Annotated in this window: 18 protein-coding genes; 7 read left to right on the forward strand and 11 right to left on the reverse strand. The window is 69.4% G+C overall.

The genetic code is table 11. The features are described from left to right. Positions 1-19: 19 nt before the first annotated feature. The 4 genes from O3I_RS21515 to O3I_RS42815 are packed head-to-tail and all read right to left on the reverse strand — an operon-like array spanning position 20 to position 4,510. Positions 20-1,099, reverse strand: a complete 1,080-nt coding sequence (locus O3I_RS21515) for an SDR family oxidoreductase (RefSeq protein WP_041562761.1) — start codon at positions 1,097-1,099, stop codon at positions 20-22. Beyond that, entirely contained in the window at positions 1,099-2,493 is a 1,395-nt protein-coding gene (locus O3I_RS21520; RefSeq protein ID WP_014985087.1) for a condensation domain-containing protein, read from the reverse strand. Before O3I_RS21520 ends, O3I_RS21515 begins: the two co-directional genes overlap by 1 nt. After that, the gene (locus O3I_RS21525) at positions 2,490-3,695 is read right to left on the reverse strand and encodes a M20 family metallopeptidase (RefSeq protein ID WP_014985088.1); all 1,206 of its coding nucleotides are present in this window, start codon (positions 3,693-3,695) and stop codon (positions 2,490-2,492) included. The genes O3I_RS21520 and O3I_RS21525 overlap by 4 nt, the downstream gene beginning before the upstream one ends. A gap of 56 nt (positions 3,696-3,751) precedes the next feature. Next, on the reverse strand, positions 3,752-4,510 hold the full coding sequence (locus tag O3I_RS42815; protein WP_167829159.1) for a class I SAM-dependent methyltransferase: 759 nt from the start codon (positions 4,508-4,510) through the stop codon (positions 3,752-3,754). Between the two features lie 254 nt (positions 4,511-4,764). Here O3I_RS42815 and O3I_RS21535 point away from each other — a divergent pair, with 254 nt between their 5' ends. The 7 genes from O3I_RS21535 to O3I_RS21565 are packed head-to-tail and all read left to right on the forward strand — an operon-like array spanning position 4,765 to position 12,661. Beyond that, positions 4,765-5,961, forward strand: a complete 1,197-nt coding sequence (locus O3I_RS21535) for a phosphonoacetaldehyde reductase (RefSeq protein WP_014985090.1) — start codon at positions 4,765-4,767, stop codon at positions 5,959-5,961. Beyond that, positions 5,951-7,273 (forward strand): hypothetical protein, encoded by a 1,323-nt coding sequence (locus tag O3I_RS21540; RefSeq protein ID WP_014985091.1) that lies wholly within the window; start codon positions 5,951-5,953, stop codon positions 7,271-7,273. The genes O3I_RS21535 and O3I_RS21540 overlap by 11 nt, the downstream gene beginning before the upstream one ends. Positions 7,274-7,304: 31 nt before the next feature. Further along, positions 7,305-8,315: an NAD(P)-dependent oxidoreductase gene (locus tag O3I_RS21545; protein ID WP_014985092.1), complete on the forward strand. Its 1,011-nt coding sequence runs from the start codon at positions 7,305-7,307 to the stop codon at positions 8,313-8,315. A gap of 53 nt (positions 8,316-8,368) precedes the next feature. Beyond that, the gene (locus O3I_RS21550; RefSeq protein WP_014985093.1) at positions 8,369-9,295 is read left to right on the forward strand and encodes an isocitrate lyase/phosphoenolpyruvate mutase family protein; all 927 of its coding nucleotides are present in this window, start codon (positions 8,369-8,371) and stop codon (positions 9,293-9,295) included. Further along, on the forward strand, positions 9,280-10,443 hold the full coding sequence (gene aepY, locus O3I_RS21555; RefSeq protein WP_202804857.1) for a phosphonopyruvate decarboxylase: 1,164 nt from the start codon (positions 9,280-9,282) through the stop codon (positions 10,441-10,443). The genes O3I_RS21550 and aepY overlap by 16 nt, the downstream gene beginning before the upstream one ends. Further along, complete coding sequence (locus O3I_RS21560; protein WP_014985095.1) at positions 10,433-11,824, forward strand: aldehyde dehydrogenase family protein; 1,392 nt, start codon at positions 10,433-10,435, stop codon at positions 11,822-11,824. Before aepY ends, O3I_RS21560 begins: the two co-directional genes overlap by 11 nt. A 33-nt stretch (positions 11,825-11,857) precedes the next feature. Then, positions 11,858-12,661, forward strand: coding sequence for an SDR family NAD(P)-dependent oxidoreductase (locus O3I_RS21565; RefSeq protein WP_014985096.1), 804 nt, complete (start codon positions 11,858-11,860; stop codon positions 12,659-12,661). A 1-nt stretch (position 12,662) separates the two neighbouring features. Here the strand turns inward: O3I_RS21565 and O3I_RS45580 are convergent, their stop codons facing one another. Genes O3I_RS45580 through panC form a run of 7 tightly spaced genes read right to left on the reverse strand, consistent with a single transcriptional unit; the run spans position 12,663 to position 19,450 of the window. Further along, the gene (locus O3I_RS45580) at positions 12,663-12,878 is read right to left on the reverse strand and encodes an acyl carrier protein (RefSeq protein WP_014985097.1); all 216 of its coding nucleotides are present in this window, start codon (positions 12,876-12,878) and stop codon (positions 12,663-12,665) included. Continuing rightward, positions 12,878-14,320 carry a class I adenylate-forming enzyme family protein gene (locus O3I_RS21575; protein ID WP_014985098.1) on the reverse strand — a complete coding sequence of 481 codons (1,443 nt, stop codon included), beginning with the start codon at positions 14,318-14,320 and terminating at the stop codon, positions 12,878-12,880. The genes O3I_RS45580 and O3I_RS21575 overlap by 1 nt, the downstream gene beginning before the upstream one ends. Positions 14,321-14,322: 2 nt before the next feature. Then, a complete protein-coding gene (locus O3I_RS21580) occupies positions 14,323-15,648 on the reverse strand; it encodes an aminotransferase class III-fold pyridoxal phosphate-dependent enzyme (protein ID WP_014985099.1) in 1,326 nt (441 codons plus the stop codon). 34 nt (positions 15,649-15,682) lie between these two features. After that, on the reverse strand, positions 15,683-16,435 hold the full coding sequence (locus O3I_RS21585) for an ABC transporter permease (protein ID WP_014985100.1): 753 nt from the start codon (positions 16,433-16,435) through the stop codon (positions 15,683-15,685). Further along, positions 16,432-17,385, reverse strand: a complete 954-nt coding sequence (locus O3I_RS21590; protein ID WP_014985101.1) for an ABC transporter ATP-binding protein — start codon at positions 17,383-17,385, stop codon at positions 16,432-16,434. The genes O3I_RS21585 and O3I_RS21590 overlap by 4 nt, the downstream gene beginning before the upstream one ends. Continuing rightward, complete coding sequence (locus O3I_RS21595) at positions 17,376-18,524, reverse strand: serine hydrolase domain-containing protein (RefSeq protein WP_014985102.1); 1,149 nt, start codon at positions 18,522-18,524, stop codon at positions 17,376-17,378. The genes O3I_RS21590 and O3I_RS21595 overlap by 10 nt, the downstream gene beginning before the upstream one ends. 59 nt (positions 18,525-18,583) lie before the next feature. Further along, entirely contained in the window at positions 18,584-19,450 is an 867-nt protein-coding gene (gene panC, locus O3I_RS21600) for a pantoate--beta-alanine ligase (protein ID WP_202804858.1), read from the reverse strand. Positions 19,451-19,601 lie beyond the last annotated feature (151 nt).

Genomic DNA, 19,601 nt, shown 5'->3' on the forward strand with positions numbered 1-19,601 from the left:
CCGTACTGCCGCGCCGACACTACTTCAAATACCAGGCGACGAGTCGCTCGACCAGTCCGAGGTCGCACACCGACTCCGGCACGCCGAGCGCCGACTCCAGGTTGCGCCGGTCGAATTCGATCCGTTCCATCAGGTACTTCCCGGTGTAGGCCATCCGCGCGGCCACGGCCCGGTCCAGCACGCTCAGCCCGGCGTCGCCCCACTCCTCCGGGCGCACCGGTCGCAGGCTCATCCCCAGTCCGGCGCCGATGATGCGCACCGTTTCGTCCGCAGGCACGCCTACCCGATCGGTCAGGTTGACGATCTGCGGCAGGTCGTCGACCTCGGCCAGGCCCAGCAGCCATTCGACACAGGTATCGATGGGCACGAGATTGAGCGTCGCCCCAGCCGCCACCTGCACGGCGGCGGTGCCGCCCGGAAAACGGCGCGCCACCCGCTTCATGTTCGACATGAAGTTGTAGATGCCGAAATCCGAGGTGGTGTGCGCGGTCTTCGATGAGCCGACCACCTGCCCGAGCCGCAGCACCGCGCCCGCGACGCCGTGCTCGCGCGCGTAGTCCCGGAAAACCAGCTCTCCGGCACACTTGGTGGCCTCGTAGACCGTCCGGAATCGACCGGCGTCGGTGACGGGCTGCCAATTCTCCGCGGTCGGTGTGTCCGAGATACCACCGACATAGGCGGTACTGATCAGAAAGAAGCGCGAACCCGGCCTGCTGTGCGCGACGAACAGGCGCAATGCGCGCTCGGTGCCGCGGACATTCACCTCCTCGAGCAATGCGGGCCGATTGGGTGACAGATCGACCGCCGCGGCGAAATGCCAGAAATCGCACGGTTCCGAGAAGATCACCGCGGCGGTGAAATCATCGATCCCCAGATATTCCTCGGCCAATTCGCAGTCGTAGGTCTCGACATTCGCGAGGCCGGGCGGTGGCGCGCCGCCCTCGTTCAGGGTCGCTGCCGCGAGCGCCTCGAAGACCCGGGTCCGCGCGCCGCGCGCCAGCGCCTTGACCCGGATGCCGCGGTCGAGCATCGCACAGATCGTGTTGCTCGCGACGTATCCGTTCGCGCCGTCGACGACGGCCACCCTGGACAGTTCCATCAGACGCTCCACCCGTTGCTACCGAAGTGCCGGTCGACGGTGCGGGCCAACTGCCGCAACGTGATACCGGAATCCTGTGCGGCCCCGAGACACACGCCGAGGACGGACGCGCACATCGCGGCCGCCAAGCGGTCGTTCCACAACCGCTGGGCCGCATTGAAAGTCATGGACAGCGCCGCGTCGGCACCCTTGATGGTGAGCAGGCCGTCGATCGGCAGCACATTGCCCACCGCCGTCCGGTGCACGGCGTATTCGGCCGCCACGCAGTCGGGGCCGAACAGCGCGGTGCCGGTGGGCGTTTTCGGGACGTTCAGCATCTGCACCGGGAACAGCGCACTGCTCGGGTCGATCAGCGAGACGGACAGGTCCGGGCAGAGCTCGAGCACCTCGATGAACGGGTACCACTGGAAACGATAGGCGGCCAAGCTGTTCCGCTTGAACGAAGCAACGAGTCCGGCGAACGTCAGCTCCGGCGACCAGCAGAACTTGAGCACGAACGGGTTGAACAGCATGGCCACCGACTCGTGGAACCGGGGGTCCCGGCGGCCGTGACTGAAGGTCGGCATCAGATACTCGCTACGCCCGCACAGGTGGCCCAGCACGAATCCATAGGCGGCGGCCAGCACCATGAACGGCGTCGCGCGCAGGCCAGCGGCCAAGGCCCGGATCGCCGCGCTCTCCGCGGCGGTCGCGGCGCGGTCACCGCGGCTGGTGATCGCCGGACGATCCGATGGTGCCTCCGCGTCTTTCGCGTTGATCTGCAAGACCTCTAGCGCGCCAAGGTATTCCGGCCAGAAGTCGCGGGCCGCGGCCGCTTCGGGCGACTCGAGTGCGGCCAACTCGTCGAGCACCAACTGCCGGTAGCGCACCGTCGGCGGCGCGGGCTCCGGCGCGAGACCACCGGCGGCGCAGTAGAACTGCCCGATATCGCGTTTCAGCACCTCCAGCGACCAGGCATCGGCCACGCTGTGGTGCACCGTCACCTGGAGCAGCCGCCGGTCCTGCGCCGCATCTTCGAGGAGCAGCGTGCGCAGCAGCGGCGGCCGCGCGAGATCGAAGGGCGCGTTGTTGTGTGCCACCAGCAGCGCTTCGAGTTCGGTCGCGTTCGCCGGCAGGCCGAGCACCGTGCTCTCCGGTGCGGCGCCGGAACCGATGACCTGCTCGGCCATCCCGCGACCGCGGACCAGCGCGGTGCGCAGCGCCTCGTGCCGCTCGACCGTCCGCGTGACGGCATCGAACAGCCGCTGCCGGTCGAGGGGTCCGTCGACGGTGAGCCGGAACGAGATGTTGAAGGCGTCCGCCGCCCCGCCGGGCCGGATGGATTCCAGGAAGTCCAGCAGATGTTGCCCCGGAGTCAGGGGCAGCCTGGTTCCGCCTGCCGCCGGGGCGCTCACGATACCGCGCCGCCGCGCAGGAAGTCTTGTGCCGCAACCGCATACGTCAGGGCGTAGCGCTTGAGGTCGCGCACCTCGACGTATTCGTCGGCCATGTGCGCGATCCACTTGCCGCCCGGGCCGTACACCACGCTCGGGATGTTCGCGCGACAGGTCAGAATGGTGCCGTCGGTGGTGCCGGGCACCGCGCCGAGTTCCGGACGGACCCCGTTCACGATCTCGTGCGCGCGGACCAGCGCCGTGACCAGCGGTGCGTCCGGGTCCGTCGAGATCCAGGGGCGATCGTCGATCACCGTGACGGCCGAACCGATGCCGCAGCCGCGCGCCGCGTTGTCGACGCACTCGCCGATGTTCTTCAGCAGCGTCTCGTGATCCACGCCCGGTATCGTGCGCACATCGAGGAACATCGAGCTCACGCCGGAAATCGTGTTGAGCTGATCGGCGGTCCCGGCGCGCACCACGGTGGGCGTGATCGACGGTGCGCCGAGCGGCGGTCGCGACCCCGCCTCCTGCACCAGCCGGTGCTCCAGCGCTTCCAGGCCGAGCACCGCACGGGCCATGGCGGGCAACGTGTTCCGGCCCTGCCACGGCATCGCGCCGTGGCTCATCACCCCGGTGAAATCCACCCGGAGCCGGATCGCGCCTTTCGACACCGGGCACACCTCGTCGCCCTCCGGCTCACAGCACACGACGCCGTCGACATCCCGGACGAACCCTTGGGCCACAGCGGCTTTCGCCCCCGACATCATCCCTTCCTCGTCGGCGAGCAGGAGCAGGCGGATCCGGCCGGGAAACGGCCCGGTCAGCTGCAATGCCCTTGTCCCGTACAGCATCGCGGCGACTCCGGACTTCATATCGGCCGAGCCGCGACCGTAGAGCTTGCCGTCGCGGATCTCGCCGCCGTAGGGATCGACGGTCCACTGGCCCGGATCGCCCTCGGTGACCACATCCATATGTCCCTCGAAGGCCAAGGTCGGCCCGGGACCGCCGCCGCCGGACAGTGTGACCGCGATATTGGGGCGGCCGTCCGCGTCGAAGAACTCGGGCTGCCAACCCCATTCCCTGATCTTGGTGAGCAGGAAGTCCGCGACTGCGCGCTCCCCACGGCCCGCCTCGGTCAACGAGTGGGTGCGAACCAGGTCGCGGGTGAATTCGATGAGTTCCGGCTCGTCGATTGCGGCATCCAGTGCGGCGATGTCCACGGGGACCCCCAGGTGTGAGTGTTTTTCATGCTAGGACGTTGCCGGGTGTCCCCGTGCTACAACGCATTGCTCCGATCAGCCCGCAGCCACGACATCGCCTGCCGCAGACCGACGACCACGCCGTCCTCGACGACGAAGCTCGTGCCGAACCCGGGTGCCGCGAGCGGCCCGAGGGCGGCCAGGCGCCGCCGGATCTCGGCGGCGTCCACCGCCCCCGTCCCGCCGTCGGCCAGCCATTGCGCCAGCGGCCGATAGCTGGTGGTGCGGTGGCATTCCACGACGTCGAGCGAGTTGGCGCGCAGCAGGCCGACGAGTTCGTGTTCGGCGAGGGTCGAGGCATGTCCCGGATCCCGCACGCGCTGGATCGCCTCGACCTCCTCGTGCAGTGCGCCCGTATATCCGGTCACGTTGTCCGCGACCACGATATGGCCACCGGGCCGCACCACGCGCGCCATCTCGGCCACCGCGAGTTCGGGCCGGTCGATGTGATGCAGCGCGCGCGTGCACAGGACGAGATCGAAGGAGCCGTCGGCGAACGGCAACTCCTCGACCAGGCCGACGACGAGTTGCACCGAATCCACGCCGGAGGCCCGTGCCTGCCGGAGCATCGCCGCGGACGAGTCCAGGCCGACAACGCGTTTGCGCACGCCCGATTTCGCGACCACGGCCGCCGCCGCGGCGGTGCCGGTGGCCACGTCGAGTACATGCTCGACACCCAGCGGACGGATCATCTCGGCCAGCAGTTCGCCGTCCAGCCGGCGCGCCTGTCCGCCGGCATACGACTGGGCAATTTCGGCGAACCTGGACTGATTCAAGGCAACTTGTTCGCGGTAGCCCGCGCCCGTCGCGGATCGGCGCCGAATATGTTCATGCGACCCCATGGCACCGGCCTCCGGAAGTTCGTGCACCGCTGGGAAGTTCATGCACGACTGGTGAAACAAACGAGCTCTGATATTAACCGAGCCTAGGGTACCGTGTTATTCAACCTGAGGACTTCGTCCGTACACCGGGGGGATGATGGGGATTTCCCGTCACTGGGATCTCTTCGTTTGCTGGAGGCAGGTGGTCGATGCACGCCGCCGAATTCCGGGTCAGCACCGTGCTGCTGGACTCGCCTCGCACCCTCGTGGGTGAACGCGCCGCCGAGGTCGCCCCGGCCGTGGTGCGCGCGGCAGCAGGCACCGGCGCGCCGCGCGTGCTCTTGGTGGCGGGCAACGGCTTGCACCACCGGGTCTGGGCCGAACCACTACTCGCCGCATTCCAAGGTTTCGCGCTGCGCACCGTCGTGCACGCGGGGCTCCCCACACCCGAATCCGTCGCCCGGCTGACGGACGAAATCCGCGCGCATCGCGCCGAAGTGGTCGTCACGGTCGGCGGCGGCAGCGTCATGGACGCGGGCAAAGCCGCTGCGGCACTGTCGACCAGCGCCGACCGCACGCCGCACGCGGTGGTCCTGGCCTGCGCGGGGACGGCCGACGACGTGGGCGCGCCACCCGTCGTCGCGTTGCCGACGACACCCGGAACCGGCGCGGAGGCCACGCCGTTCGCCACCATCTGGCACCGCGACCGCGGCCGCAAACTGTCCCTGCGCGGCACCGCGTTACAGCCGGTGACCGCGGTGCTCGACCCGGAGCTGCTGATCGGACTGCCCGCGGCCGATCTCGTCAGCTGCCTGCTCGACACCCTCGCGCAGGGTCTGGAGGGCGCGTGGTCGATCCGCGCCGACGAACGATCCGAGTGGCTGGGCGCGGCCGCCTGGGCCCAGCTCGCTGAGGTGCTCGAGCAGCGCCACACCGACCTGAGCGCGGCCCATCGCGGCGCGGCGCTGCTCGCCGGACATCTCGCCGGTCGCGCCATCGCCATCGCGGGAACCACTGTGTGCCATGCGATGTCGTACCCGCTGACGCTGCGGCACGGGCTGAGCCACGGGCACGCGTGCGGCCTCACGCTGGCGTCGGTGCTGCGGTACAACGCGCAGGTCGGCGCCGACTGCACCGACCCGCGCGGCGCCCAGCGGGTGCGCGACGCCATCACGCGGGTGGTGCGCGCCGCGGGCGCCGGCAGCGTCGACGAACTCGCTGGGAAGGTGGCCGCGCTGGTGCGCTCGCCCGCGCTGCCGCCGCCTCCGGAGCTACACCACGAGGCGGCCCGGATCGCCACCGAAGCCCTCGCCTACGACCGCGCGGGCAACAACCCGCGCCGGGTGGACGTGGCGACCCTGACCCAGCTACTGGCCGGGAGTGCGGAGAGAGATCATGCTCGTTGACAACTACAAGGTCGTGCACTGGCTCAACATTCGGAAAGTGACCACCGGGCAGATAGCGGGCACGCTCGGTATCGATCCTGCGGAACTAGCGAAATTGCTGGCTGTTTCCGGTGATTGCGAATGGCCGGACGATCTCGTCGCTATCATGACCCGCACGCTCCAGATCACCCCCGAACATCTCGTCGCGAGCGGGCGACGCGATCTCACCGTCCTGGTCCGCACCGCGCGTGAACTCCGCGACACCCGGCGTCCCATTCAGCGCGACGGCATTCATTTCTACAACTACTACACAATGGCGGCGCCGCCGGGCGCGGTCGCCCCGGTTGTGCTCGATATCCTGTGTCCCGCGAATCGATTGCCCGCCTTGAACAATGGGCACCTGGAACCGGCGATCACGATCAACCTCGGCCCGGGCGATATCCACGGCCGCTGGGGCACCGAACTCGACGAGTCGACCTGGCAGGTGATCGTCGCCAACACCGACACCGACCGCTGGATCGTCGGCGATTCCTACGTCGAGCCGTCCTACTGTCCGCACACCTACTCGCTCGCGGGTACCGAACCGGCCCGAATCGTGTCCTATACCGGCCGATCCCCGCTGGCCGGGCTCCTGGAAGAGGTCAACGACTGGTCCGATCCGGCCGCGCGGGAGCTGCTCGCCTGGCTCGACGGCGGCGTGGACCCACAGCAGGTGGCCCGGCTGCTGCTCGCCCGCCGGGGCCACACGGTCGAATCCGCCGGTGTCACCTTGGGTCTGACGCCCGACGCGCTGGTCGCGGCGATAGATGACGGCGCCGTCGAGGTGTTGCGCGAGCTGGGCACGACGCTCGGCTTCGACTACCGGCTGCTGATCCGGCCCGTCGCCCGGCACGACGCGGTCGGTAAGACCTTCAAGGACGTCGCCGAATGCCGCAAGGAGGCAAGGGATTTCCGCGGATACACGGTCACCTCGCTGGCCGCGGCCCCGCATCTGCCCGATCTCACCGGGCTGTATCTGCGGGTCGACGGCGCGGCGGGCGAGCAACTGTTCGAACCCGCCGAAACGCACTATCTCGTGACCGCCGGAACGCCGACGCTGCACTGGATTCGGGCCGACGGGCAGCAAGCAGAGGCGGAGTTGGCAGTGGACGGGTCGGCGTGGGTCGCGCCGTTCGTCGCGCATCGCTGGTCCGGCCAGGGCGCACTGATCAAGCTGGGCTCGGGGCGACACCTCGGCTACCTCGACCTGTTCGAGCTGACCAATACCTATGCCGCGAGCGCCACGGTGCAGCGCGGCCACCGAGACAACCGCGGTTGGGGCTACGACTCCTGAACACCGCGCCGCGTCAGCACGGGAGGCAAGAGTGCGCGTCGTCTACACCGATCCGGCCTGGGCCCTGAACGAACGAGGACAACCCGACCTCGCCCGCGCGGATATCGAACGCACCGCGTTCGGCCGCGAAATCGACCTACGTCTAGGGCTTTTCGACCGTCGCTACGTACTCTCCGGTCCCGAGTTCCACGACCATGTGCGTGGGGCGGATGCCCTGGTGATCTACCGCTGCCAGGTCACACCCGAGTTGCTGGACGCGGTCGGGCCGCGCTGCCGGGTGATCGCGCGCAGCGGTGTCGGCATCGACAATCTCAACGCCCCGCTGCTGGCCGGGACCGGGATCGTCTCGTTCAACGTGCCCGACTATTGCGTGGACGAAGTCAGCACGCACACCCTCGCCCTGCTGCTGGCGTTGGAACGCAAGGTCTGCACTCAGGATCGTCTCGTCAAGTCACAGCAGTGGAATATCCACGCGGGCGGGGTGCCGCGGCGGGTGTCGCTGTGCACCGCGGGGATCATCGGATTCGGCCGGATCGGGCGGGCGACCGCCCGGAAACTACAGGCGTTCTACAAAACGGTCATCGCGTATGACCCCTACGTCGCCGCCGATCTGATGGCAGGTCACGGCGTCACCGCCGTCGCTTCACTGGCCGAATTGCTCACTGCCGCAGACGCTGTCGTCCTGCACGCGGCGTTGACGGAGGAGACCGATCAGCTGATCGACGCAGACGCCCTGGCCGCGGCCCAGCCGGGCACGCTGCTGGTCAATGCGGCCAGGGGCCGCCTGGTCGACCCGGCGGCGATCCTCGAAGCGCTCGACGGGGGCCGGCTCGGCGGCTTCGCCTCGGACGTGTTCACACCCGAGGACCCGAACGACGATCCGGCCGCGCGCAAGCTGTTGCCCAGGCCGGATGTGGTGGTTTCGGCCCACCGCGCGTTTCTCTCGGTGGAATCCGAGCGCAGCTGCCGGCGCCGGATCGCCGAGGGTGTCGCCCAGGTCCTGGCCGGCGGTCCGCCGCCCGTCGCGGGCCGGGTGACGTGATCCGTGGCCGCCCCAACGATTTTCGATACCGAGTGCGAGAGGCATTGCGCGTGATGGAGAACCTCCCCCTTCGAACGGTCGCCGCGCCGGCCCGGCGTTGCGCCGGTGTGCGGTTGCGCGAGCTGCTCGCCGGACCCGAACCGTCGTTCCTCATGGGCGCCCACGACGGACTCAGCGCCCGCATCGCCGCCGAAGCCGGCTTCGCCGGGATCTGGGCGTCCGGTCTGTGCATGTCCACCGCCCTCGGCGCGCGGGACAGCGACGAGGTGTCCTGGGGCGAAATGCTCGATCTGGTGGCCCGGGTCGTCGACGCGGGCGCGATCCCGGTGCTCGTCGACGCCGACACCGGATACGGCAATTTCAATACCGCCCGCCGCTTCGCCGCCCGCGCCGAGCGGGTCGGCGCGGCAGGAATGTGTATGGAGGACAAGGTCTTTCCGAAGATGAACTCCTATTTCGGCGACCGGCACCCGCTGGCGCCGATTGGCGACATGTGCGCCAAGATCGCGGCCTGCCGCGACGAGGTCGGTCCCGGATTCGTGCTCGTCGCCCGCACCGAGGCCCTCATCGCCGGCGCGGGTACGGCCGAGGCGCTGCGCCGCGCCGAGGCGTACCGGCAGGCGGGCGCCGACGCCATCTTCATCCACTCCCGCCGGCGCACCATCGACGAGATCGCCGAGTTCACCACCGAGTGGGCGGCCCGGCTGCCGCTCGTGATCGCACCGACCACGTACCACACCGTGCCCCGCGAGACGTTCGCCGAACTCGGTATCGCCGCGGTGATCTGGGCCAATCAGTCGATGCGCGCCTCGGTGGCCGCGATGCGCCAGGTGTGCCGCTCGCTGCTGCGCGACGGCCCCACCGCGGTCGAGCCGGATATCGCCTCGCTGCAGGAGGTGTTCGGCCTCATGGGATATCCGGAATTGGAGGCGGACGAGGCGCATTACACCGAGCTGGCGAAGAAGTGGGTGGATTCGTGATCGGCGCGGACGAGTTGCTCGGCGGATTCGTCGCGCGCGGCGTGACCGACGTGGTGGGCGTGCCGTGCTCCTACCTGACCCCGATGATCAACCGCGCGGCGTCCGGCTCGGTCGCGGGATACCTGCCGGTGACGCACGAGGGCGAAGCCGTGGCGGTCGCGGCAGGGTGCTGGCTGGCCGGAGCGACGGCGTGCGTAATGGCGCAGAACTCCGGGCTGGGCAACATGGTGAACCCGCTGACCTCGCTCACCCACCCGAGCCGAATACCGGTGCCACTGCTCGTCAGTTGGCGCGGGGAACCGGGCCGCCCGGACGAACCGCAGCACGAATTGATGGGCGCGATTACGCCGGGTCTGCTGGATCTCCTGCAGGTCGGCCACGCGGTGCTCCCCGCCGACGCCGCCGGACTCGACGACTGCCTGACCGCCGGGTGGGCCGAAATGGCCGACGAACAACGGCCTTTCGCGTTCATTCTGCGCGACGGAGTGGTGGCCGCCGAGCCGCTCGCCGAGCCGTCGCTGCCGAACCCGGTGCTGCCGACGGTGACCCGGTCGCGGGCCGAACGGGTCGCGCCCACGCGCATGGCGGCGCTGGAGGCGCTCCTCGGCGCTCTGCCCGAGACCGCTGCCGTGCTGTCCACCACCGGCAAGACCAGCCGGGAGCTCTACACCCTCGCCGACCGGTCGCAGCACTTCTACCTGGTCGGTGCGATGGGGTCCGCGAGCGCCGTCGGGCTCGGCGTCGCGCGGCACACCCGCCGGCCGGTCGTCGTGCTCGACGGGGACGGTGCGGCGCTGATGCGGCTGGGCACGTTTGCCACGGTCGGTGCGCACGGCACCGCCAATCTGATCCATGTCCTGCTGGACAACGGCGTGCACGACTCCACCGGCGGGCAGCAGAGTCTCGCGGCACAGGTCGACTTCCCCGCGCTCGCGCGGGCCTGCGGCTACGCCCGCGTGTTCGACTGCGCGGACCTCGCCGACTTCATCGATGCGGTCAAGGCGGCACAGCTCGAACCGGGCCCGGCGTTGCTCTACCTCAGGATTCGTCCCGGTTCGGTCGAGCGGCTGGGCCGCCCCGCCGTCGGACCCTCCGACGTGGCGCGCCGATTCAAGGCCTTCGTGACAGGAGACGATCATGTTTCGTGACGGCGCCCACCGATCCGCCGCCGAGCAGTTCCCGGTGCGCAATCCGTGGACCGGCGAAACCGTCGGAACCGTTGCGCGCGACAGTGTTTCCGATTTGGACGCCGCCATCCGCGGCCTGCGCGCGGCCTGGCGACCCCTGCGGCCGGATCAGCGGGCCACCATCCTGCGGACCGCGGCCCGCCTGATCCGTGCACGAGCCGGCGACCTCGCACCGCTGATCTCGCGCGAATCCGGTGTCTGCCTCGCCGAGACCAGCCGGGAAACCGACCGGGCCGCAACGAATCTCACGGTCGCCGCGGACGAGGCCGAGCGGCTGCGCGGGGAAAGCATTCCGGTGCCGGGACATGATCGGCTGGCGCTCACCATGTTCGAGCCGATCGGGCTCGTCGCGGCGATCACGCCGTTCAACCGGCCGCTCAACCAGCTGGTCGTGAAGCTCGCGCCCGCTGTCGCGGCGGGCTGCGCGATGGTGCTGAAGCCCTCGGAGAAAACGCCGCTCACCGCACTGGCTTTCGCCGAGATCATGCTCGAAGCCGGTCTGCCGCCGGAACATCTCGTCGTCACCACCGGGGCGCCCGGCGAACTCGGCCCCACGCTCGCCGGGCACCCCGACATCGACATGGTCACCTTCACGGGATCGGCGCACACGGGCCGCGCGGTCTCGGTGGCCGCCGCGGGGAAGAAACTCCTGCTGGAGCTGGGTGGCAACGATCCGCTGATCGTGTTGCCCGATGCCGATCTCGACCTGGCGGTGCAGCTGACGGCCCAGGGCGCGTTCGCCACCGCCGGGCAGTCCTGCCGCGGCATCAAACGCGTGATCGCCGTGGGCGCGGTGGCCGACGATCTCGTCGCGGGGGTCGTCGAGGCGGCGCAGCGGAAACGAGCGGGCGACCCGCTCGATCCCGCGACCGAGGTCGGCCCGCTCATCAGCATGGACGCCGCGGACACGGTGGCCAGGCGGATCGCCGAAGCCGTTGCCGCGCACGCGAAGCTGCTGCTCGGCGGCGAACGCCGTGGCTCGCTCATCACGCCCGCGGTGCTCGATCACGTGCCCGCCGACGCCGAACTGGTGGTCGAGGAGACCTTCGGCCCGGTCGCCCCCGTGATCCGGGTGGCCGATACCGCCGAGGCGATCAGCGTGGCCAACTCGACCAGGTACGGCCTGCAGGCCGGGGTGGTGACCGGCGACGTCGCCGCCTTCACCACGCTCGCGGCGGCGCTGCGGGTCGGCGCGGTGAACCTCAACGCGGGACCGCACTTCGACTCCCCGCACCTCCCGTTCGGCGGCGTGAAATCCAGCGGACTCGGCCGCGAAGGGATCGCCTACTCGATCCGCGAGATGAGCACCGTCAAGACGGTCACCCTGCCCTACCCGCGGTAACCCATTCGGACCTCGAAAATTCAGGACGCATTGATGACCACGCACCCGGACGTCACCCCCGCCGCACTCGACTACCAGGCGCTCTTCCGGCTCGACGGCAAACGCGCCGCGGTCATCGGCGCCGGCAGCGGCATCGGACGCGAATCGGCACTCGCCCTGGCCGCACTCGGTGCCGAGGTGGTATGCGCCGATATCGATCGCAGCCGCGCCGACGAGACGGCGCAACTCGCGGGCTCCCCCGCCGTCGCCCTGGCCTTGGATGCGCGGGACGCGGACGCCGTCGCCGCTGCCGCCGCCGAGCTGCCCGACCTGGACGTGCTCGTCTTCACCACCGGACGCAATGTGCGCAAGCGCCTGTTCGATTACGCGACAGCCGAATTCGACGCGGTACTCGACCTGAATCTGCGGGCCGCCTTCCATCTGATCCGGGCGTTCGGCAAGGGCATGGTCGCCCGGGGCGGCGGTTCGATCGTCGGCATGTCCTCGATCCGGGCGGTCACCGTCGAACCGGGGCAAGCCGTGTACGCGGCGACCAAGGCCGCGCTGGTCCAGCTGATCCGCGGGGCCGCGGCGGAATTCGGCCCGGCCGGAGTGCGGGTGAACGCCATCGCACCCGGGGTCGTGCGCACCCCGCTCACCGACTCGATCTTCGCGGAACCGCAGTGGCGGGCGGCGTACGCGTCCAAGAGCGCGCTCGGACGCTGGGCCGAGCCGAGCGAAATCGCCGGGGCCGTCGCCTTTCTGGCCGCGGACGCGTCCAGCTTCGTCACCGGGACGATGCTGTACGTCGACGGCGGCTGGACCGCCGTCGACGGCCGCTACGACCCGCCCTGCTGACTCACAGCACCTGCAGCGTCTCCTGGACGAAGGTACCCATGTCGGGCGCCTCGAACAGCAGGTGCATCGGCACCTCGGTCTCGAATTCCGCGCGCAGCGCGGTCATCAGCTCACCCGCGAGCAGCGAATCGCCCCCGAGTTCGTAGAAGTTCGCGTCCGGTTCGGTGTAACCGGTGCCGCACACCCGGCCGACGACGGCCCAAACCTGTTGCTCCACTACGACTCCTGGTCCGCCCTGTGCAATTTGCCCGCGGCGCTGCGCCGGACGTCGGCTACGATCTCGATCGCCCGGGGCATCTGCGCTCTGCTCAGCTCGGCGCGGCAGCTGCGCCACAGCTGCGCGAGCACCTCGCCCGAATCGTCGCCGCGCACGGCGACTTCGGCATGCACCACCTCGCCGAGACGGCGATCGGGCAGCGCGCGGACCCGGACGTCGCGAACCGCGCCATGACGTTCCAGGACCCGTTCGATATCGCGGGGAAAGACCTGCACGCCACCGACGTCGATGGCGTCGTCACGTCGGCCGACGAGCGTCACATAGCCGTCGGCGTCCTGCCACGCGAGGTCGCCGACGCTGAAATACCCGTCCGCTTCGACCAATCCCGGTCCGTCGCCGAGATAGGTCGGCTGCGTGGCGTTCTCGTCGGTCATGAACAGTTCACCGGTCGTGCCGGCGGCGACCTGCTCGCGTCGTTCGTCCAGGATGCGGACCGAACAGTGCCGGGGGCGGCCGACCGACCCGGGATGGGCCAGCCATTCGTCGCCGCGGATGCTGAGCACACCGATCCGTTCCACGCTGCCGTATTCCTCGTACACGCTGGTCGGCTCGACCAGCTCCAGCCAACCCCGTTTCACCGATTCCGGGCAGCGGGCCGCGGTGTGCACGACGAGGCGCAGCGCGGAGAACCGATGCCGTACCCGCCCACTGGCTTCCAGCAGCGTGCCCATTTGCGCGGGCACGGTCCGCACCACCTGCACCCCTTCGGAACTCAGCAATTCCAGGAACAGTTTCGGCGAGGCGTTGCCGGGCACGATGATGCGATGCCCCAGCGCGAGTCCGTGATACAGCGCCCCGAAACCGGCGTGGTACAGCGGCAGGCCGACCAGCTGGATTTGTCCGTAACCCAGCCCGCGCGCACTTTCTTTGCTGCTCAACGGCTCCGACGAGTCGTACGCCCACGGGCGGTTGCGGACGACGAGTTTCGGGTCGCCGGTGGTTCCGCCGGACAGCGACACCGATCGGGGTAACCCGTCCGCCGGCAGCTGCGGCGCTGCGACCGCGCGCCGGTGGTAGGAGACCAGGCCGAGGTCGTCGCCTTCGACCACCCACCCGCGTGGATATCGTTCTACGATGCGCTCTTTCGTCGCGGCCGACCAGCGGTGGTCCACCGGCACGACCGTGGCGCCGACCTCCCAGAGCGCGAGGGTGGCGACGACGTGACCGATGCCCGACGGCAACGCGACGGCCGCGACCGCACCCTCGCGCAGACCGTCGTGCCGGTACTTCGCGGCGTACTCGTGCACCTTCTGCACCAACCCGTGCCAGCTGATCTCGGCGCTGGTGCCCGCGGAGAACCCGCGCACGCGCACCGCGCACTCGGCCGGCCGCTGCGCCGCCGTCTGCTCGACGAGTTCGTTGATCGCGACGGTGCCGCCCATGCTCACCCCTCCGTGACGTATTCGTCGGCGAGCGAGAGCGTTTCGTCCAACAGCGCCATCCCTTCCCGCAGTTCCGACTCCTCGATGACCAGCGGCGGGCACACCAGGATGATGTTCCAGTGGGTGAGCAGATACAGGCCCTTCCGGAAGGCCTCGGCGGTCAGCCGCGTCATCGGCGCGGCGGCCGCCGCATCCGGATTGAACGGCACCAGTGGTTCTTTCGTCACCCGGTCGCGCACCAGCTCCAGCCCCCAGAAGCAGCCGGTGCCCCGGACGTCCCCGATCGAGGGATGCCGATCGGCCAGCGCCCGCAGCTCCGCCTCGATCAAGGACCCCAGTCGATTCGAGCGCTCGATGAGCCGCTCCTTCTGGTACACGCCCAGCACGGCCACCGCCGCCGCGCAGCCGACGGGATGGGCGCTGTGGGTGAGCCCGTACGGGAAGGTGGCGTCCTGTAGCCAGCCCGACAGCCGGTCGCTCACCGCGACGGCCGCCAGCGGTATATACCCGGCGGTCAAGCCCTTCGCGCAGGTGATCATGTCCGGCACCACATCCCACCGGTCGCACGCGAACCACGTTCCGGTGCGCCCGAATCCGGTCATCACCTCGTCGAGGATCAGCATGATGCCGTGCTCGGTGCACACCTCCCGGATGCCCTGCAGATAACCGTCGGGCGGCATGATCACGCCGTTGATGCCGGTGATCGGCTCGATGATCACCGCCGCCACGTTCTCGGCGCCCTCGTACTGGAGCAACTCCCGCAGATGGGGCGCGCCCGAGCACACCGGGCACGGTGTGGGATGCCCGGCTGGGCAGCGGTAGGTGTAGGGATCGAGCATGCGCACCACGCCGGGCATGCCGGGCTCGCCGGCCCAGCGGCGCGGCTCGCCGGTCAGGGTCAACGCGCCCGCGGTGCTGCCGTGATACGACCGGTAGCGCGCAATTACCTTGCTGCGCCCGGTATATGCCCGAGCCAGCCGAATCGCCGCCTCGTTCGCTTCCGTGCCGCTGCAGGCGAAGAAGAACGAGTTGAGATCGCCGGGCGTGATCTCGGCGAGCCGATGCGCCAGCTCCTCGACGATCTCCACGTCCCAGGGACGCCCGAGCGTGGCCATGGTGGCCACCTGCTTCTGCACCGCCTCCTGCACCTCCGTACGGCCGTGTCCCAGATTGGCATTCACCAGCTGCGAGCCGAAGTCGAGATACGACCGTCCCGCGGCGTCGAAGAACCGGCAGCCGTCGCCGCCGACGATGCGCGGCGGCGACTCCCCGCCCTGCCGCGACCACGACTGAATTACCCGTCCCCTGGGTGACGTTGTCTCTGCCATATCCTTGACACCTCCGATTACCTGTGGCGCGCGTTCAGCGAATGGCCACGCGACGCTGACTACTCGGGTCGAACGCCAGCGTCGCGACGATCGACAACACGCACGCCCAACCGGCCAGCACGAGCAGATGGGGCACGATGCTCGTCAATCCCCCGTGCCGCGCCAGCACTTCGCGCATCCCGTCCACCGCCCAGTACTGCGGGGTCAGCGGCGCGAGCGGCTGATTCCACCCGGGCAGCAAGCGCACCGGGACCACCGCGCCTCCGAGCACGCCCATACCTAGCACCACGAGCTGGCACAGGTTCTGCATGGCCGAGACGTTGCGCGTGAGCGAGACGAGCACCAGGCCGAGGGCGATCGCGGTCCACGCGATGGACAAGATCAAGACGGCGAGGGCGACGAGCGACCCGTTCACCGTCGCGCCGAACAGCACCCGGCCGGCGCCGACCAGCAGTGCCATCTGCGCCGCGGACAACAGGAAGTACGGCACGGCCAGCTGCAGCACCATCGTCGCGCGGGACAGTCCGCTGGTGCGGACCGAACTCCAAGCGCCCGAGGCGTGTTCGCGATAGTGCGCGGTGCCCATGAACATCATGACGTAGAAGCCGAACATGATGGTGAAGCCCGGCACGGTCTGGTCGGCTCCGGCGCCGTCGGTCAGGCGCGCGAAGGCGTCGCTCAGCAGGGCCTGCATCAGCAGCGGCGCCGCGAACAGGAAGACGAACAGCGTGGGGTCGTGCCGCCAGGTCGCCGCTTCTTTCCGGAGGAAGGCCCAGGTGAGCGTCATCGGGTTGCCGATCCGGGCGCGCGCTCGAGGGTGTGCAGGAAGGCGTTCTCCAACGACACCGGCACCGCGCGCACGTCCTTGACGGGCAGGTCGCTCGCGCCGAGCACCCGGACCACGGTGGCGACGTGCTCGGGCTGTTCCGCGCCCACCCGAATCCGTCCGCCGTGCACCGTGATCCGGGTCGCGGGCAACGCCGCGCGCAACAGTGTGGTGACGGCTTCGGTCTGGTCGCTGACGATTTCGCAGTACGGTCTACCGTATTCGGCCACAAAGCTTTTCACGTCCGCGGTGGCCACGACCCGGCCCGCGTCGAGCACCGCGACGCGGTCGCAGAGGCTTTCGGCTTCATCCAGGTGGTGCGTCGTGTACAGCAGCGTCGAGCCCTCCCCGCGCAGTTCCCGGAGCAGACGGTGGATGGCCTGCCGGGAATCGATGTCGACGCCAGTGCTCGGCTCGTCCAGCACCATCAGCGGTGGCGCGTGCACGATGCCCATCCCGATCGACAGCCTGCGGCGCTCCCCGCCCGAGAGATGTGCGCCGCCCCGATCGGCGATGTGGCTGAGCCCCAGCCGTTCCATCACCTCCCCGGCCCGGCGCCCGGCGGCGGCGCGCGACATCCCCCGCACGATCGCGGAGAAGCGCAGGTTCTGCCCCACCGTCATCGGCAGGTACACCGTATTGTCCTGCGGGACATAGCCGATCCGCCGTCGGACCCGCCGTCCGTGCCTGCGCACATCGGTGCCGAAGACCTCCACCCGCCCGGCGGTCGGTTTGACCAGTCCGCAGATGATGTCCAGCGCAGTGGATTTCCCAGCGCCGTTGCGGCCGAGCAACCCGAATATCTCGCCGCGTCCGACGGTCAGTCCGACGTCGTCCAGGGCCTGCAACGAACCGTACTTCTTACGCAGGCCGCGCACCCGGACGACCGGTTCGTCGATGGTCACGTCCATGACGAGGCCTGGCGTGCCACGATCTCGCGGACCTGATCCCGGTAATGCACCGCGCGCCCGTAGCACTGGGTCATCAGCACCGCGCCGAGGCCGGTGGGAATGTCGTATACGAAGCTGGTCGCGGCGCGCCCCAGCCAGCCGACGGTGTGCGCGCGCGGATCCAGCGCGGCCCAGGCCGGATCGCGGCTCGGCACATGCAGTCCGTAAGAGAAGCCGTAACCCTTGCCCGGGATGTAGTCCGGGCCGGTACCGGCCAACGGTCCGATCTGGTCGACGAAGAGGTCCCGGGTGAACGGTCCGAGCGCCGGGATCGACAGCACGCCCTCGCGATCCGGCGTGATCGCGCACAGCAGCGTGGCGAAATCCGCGGCGCAGCTGTAGCCGCCGGACCCGGCCGACGGCCACAGCGGCCGCTCCCGATGGGTCACAAGGTCTTTCGGGGTCGCGGGGACGTCGGCGAACGGCTGGGCGACCCGGTCGAGGTCGGCGGTGGTGACGCTGAATCCGGTGTCGCGCAAGCCGAGTGGACGGCACACCCGCTGCTCGATGATCTCGTCCAGCGGCCTGCCGTCCGCGGTCTCCAGCACCCGGCCCAGCACGTCCATCGCCATGCCGTACTCCCACACCGTGCCGGGGTCGGCCGCGAGTGGCTGGCGGGCCAGGTTGTCCACCACGTCGTCGAGGGTGTGCCGCGCGGCGGTGTGCTCGTATTTCCGCACCTGCGCCGTCGCGTAGTACGGCGCGAGATGCGCCGAGGTGTGGAATCCGCCGCCGATGCCCGCGGTCTGTCGCAGCAGATCTCGTAGCGACGGCGGCCGTTTCGGTGGCCGCAGCGCATCGTCGGCGGCCACGCGGCTCTCGGCGAAACCCGGCAGCCACGCCGCGACCGGATCGGTCAGCCGAATTCGGTTCTCGGCGGCCATCGCCAAGGCGGCCAACGCGGTGAAGACCTTCGTCATGGAGTAGATGCGGAAGATGGCGTCGTCACGCATGGGCCGACCGGCAGCCGGGTCGAGCTGCCCGACGGATCGCACGTCGATCAGTGCTCCGTTGTCGGTCACCGCGACGACCGCGCCGGGCAATCGGCGGGCGTCGACCTCCGCCGTCACGGCCGCCAGCAGCTCCGCCATCATGTCCATCGTCGCCTCCCGCGCCCCGACCCCCCTCGAATCTGTTACTGCGGCACCGGCTCTCGGTGCTACACCGTTATGTTGTCGATCAGCCGGGTGCGGCCCACCCACCCGGCGGCCACCAGCCTGGCCGCCGGCACGCCGGTGCGCACCGGGTCCAGCGTTTCGGGGTCGATCAGTTCGAAGTAGTCGATCCGCTGGATACCGGCTTCGGTCAGTGCACGGCGGCCCGCGGCCAGCGCCTCGTCCACCTTCCCGGACTCGGCTCGCAGGCGTGTCGCCGTTTCCGACAGGATACGGAACAGGGCAGCCGCCGTTGGTCTTTCGGTGTCGCCGAGGTAGGCGTTGCGCGAGGACAAGGCCAGACCGTCCGGCTCCCGAACGGTCGGTACCGCGCGCACCTCGACCGGCAGGCCTAGGTCGCGCACGAGCGCGCGCAGCACCACCAGCTGCTGGAAGTCCTTCTCCCCCAGATAGACCGCGGTCGGCGCGAGCATGATCAGGATCTTCGACATCTCGGTGGTGACACCGGCGAAGTGGGCCGGCCGGTCCGCACCGCACAATACCGCGGAAAGATGGGGAATCGCGACGTGCAATCCGAAGCCGGGCGGGAAAAGCTCGGCCGCCGTGGGCAACCACGCGATGTCGGCCGCCGCTTTCTCGCAGAGCGCCAGGTCCCTTTCTTCGTCGCGGGGGTAGGCGTCGAAGTCCTCGTTCGGCGCGAATTGCAAGGGATTCACGAAGATCGAGGCGAGCACCACCTCGTCCCGTTTCCGCGCTTCGTGGACCAGCGCCAGATGTCCCTCGTGCAGGGCGCCCATGGTGGGCACATAGCCGATACTCTTGCCCCGCGCCCGCGGCTCGGCCAAAACCTCGTGCAATTCCGCCGTACTCCGGACAACGATCATCGCGTCTATTCCCTCAGCGAAACTCACAGTAGCCACCGCCACCGATGCCGGAAAACTCCCGCACTCGATGCCCACGGCGAGCTTAACAGGAGTCGCGATCCCCAGTTCTCGAATCCGGCTTACTCCGAACGGCTTTCAGAATTCAGCCGATGAATTCCGGTCATTTCGCCGCACCGGC

This window comes from Nocardia brasiliensis ATCC 700358 (genome assembly GCF_000250675.2).
GTDB lineage: Bacteria > Actinomycetota > Actinomycetes > Mycobacteriales > Mycobacteriaceae > Nocardia > Nocardia brasiliensis_B.

Excerpts from the sequence above, each read along its gene's own strand:
- O3I_RS21550 (WP_014985093.1), top strand. The coding sequence starts at position 8,369 with ATGGAGAACCTCCCCCTTCGAACGGTCGCCGCGCCGGCCCGGCGTTGC.
- O3I_RS21575 (WP_014985098.1), bottom strand. The coding sequence starts at position 14,320 with ATGGGCGGCACCGTCGCGATCAACGAACTCGTCGAGCAGACGGCGGCG.
- O3I_RS21565 (WP_014985096.1), top strand. The coding sequence starts at position 11,858 with ATGACCACGCACCCGGACGTCACCCCCGCCGCACTCGACTACCAGGCG.
- O3I_RS21585 (WP_014985100.1), bottom strand. The coding sequence starts at position 16,435 with ATGACGCTCACCTGGGCCTTCCTCCGGAAAGAAGCGGCGACCTGGCGG.
- O3I_RS21590 (WP_014985101.1), bottom strand. The coding sequence starts at position 17,385 with ATGGACGTGACCATCGACGAACCGGTCGTCCGGGTGCGCGGCCTGCGT.
- O3I_RS21580 (WP_014985099.1), bottom strand. The coding sequence starts at position 15,648 with ATGGCAGAGACAACGTCACCCAGGGGACGGGTAATTCAGTCGTGGTCG.
- O3I_RS21515 (WP_041562761.1), bottom strand. The coding sequence starts at position 1,099 with ATGGAACTGTCCAGGGTGGCCGTCGTCGACGGCGCGAACGGATACGTC.
- O3I_RS21595 (WP_014985102.1), bottom strand. The coding sequence starts at position 18,524 with ATGGACATGATGGCGGAGCTGCTGGCGGCCGTGACGGCGGAGGTCGAC.
- O3I_RS21535 (WP_014985090.1), top strand. The coding sequence starts at position 4,765 with ATGCACGCCGCCGAATTCCGGGTCAGCACCGTGCTGCTGGACTCGCCT.
- O3I_RS21560 (WP_014985095.1), top strand. The coding sequence starts at position 10,433 with ATGTTTCGTGACGGCGCCCACCGATCCGCCGCCGAGCAGTTCCCGGTG.
- O3I_RS21540 (WP_014985091.1), top strand. The coding sequence starts at position 5,951 with ATGCTCGTTGACAACTACAAGGTCGTGCACTGGCTCAACATTCGGAAA.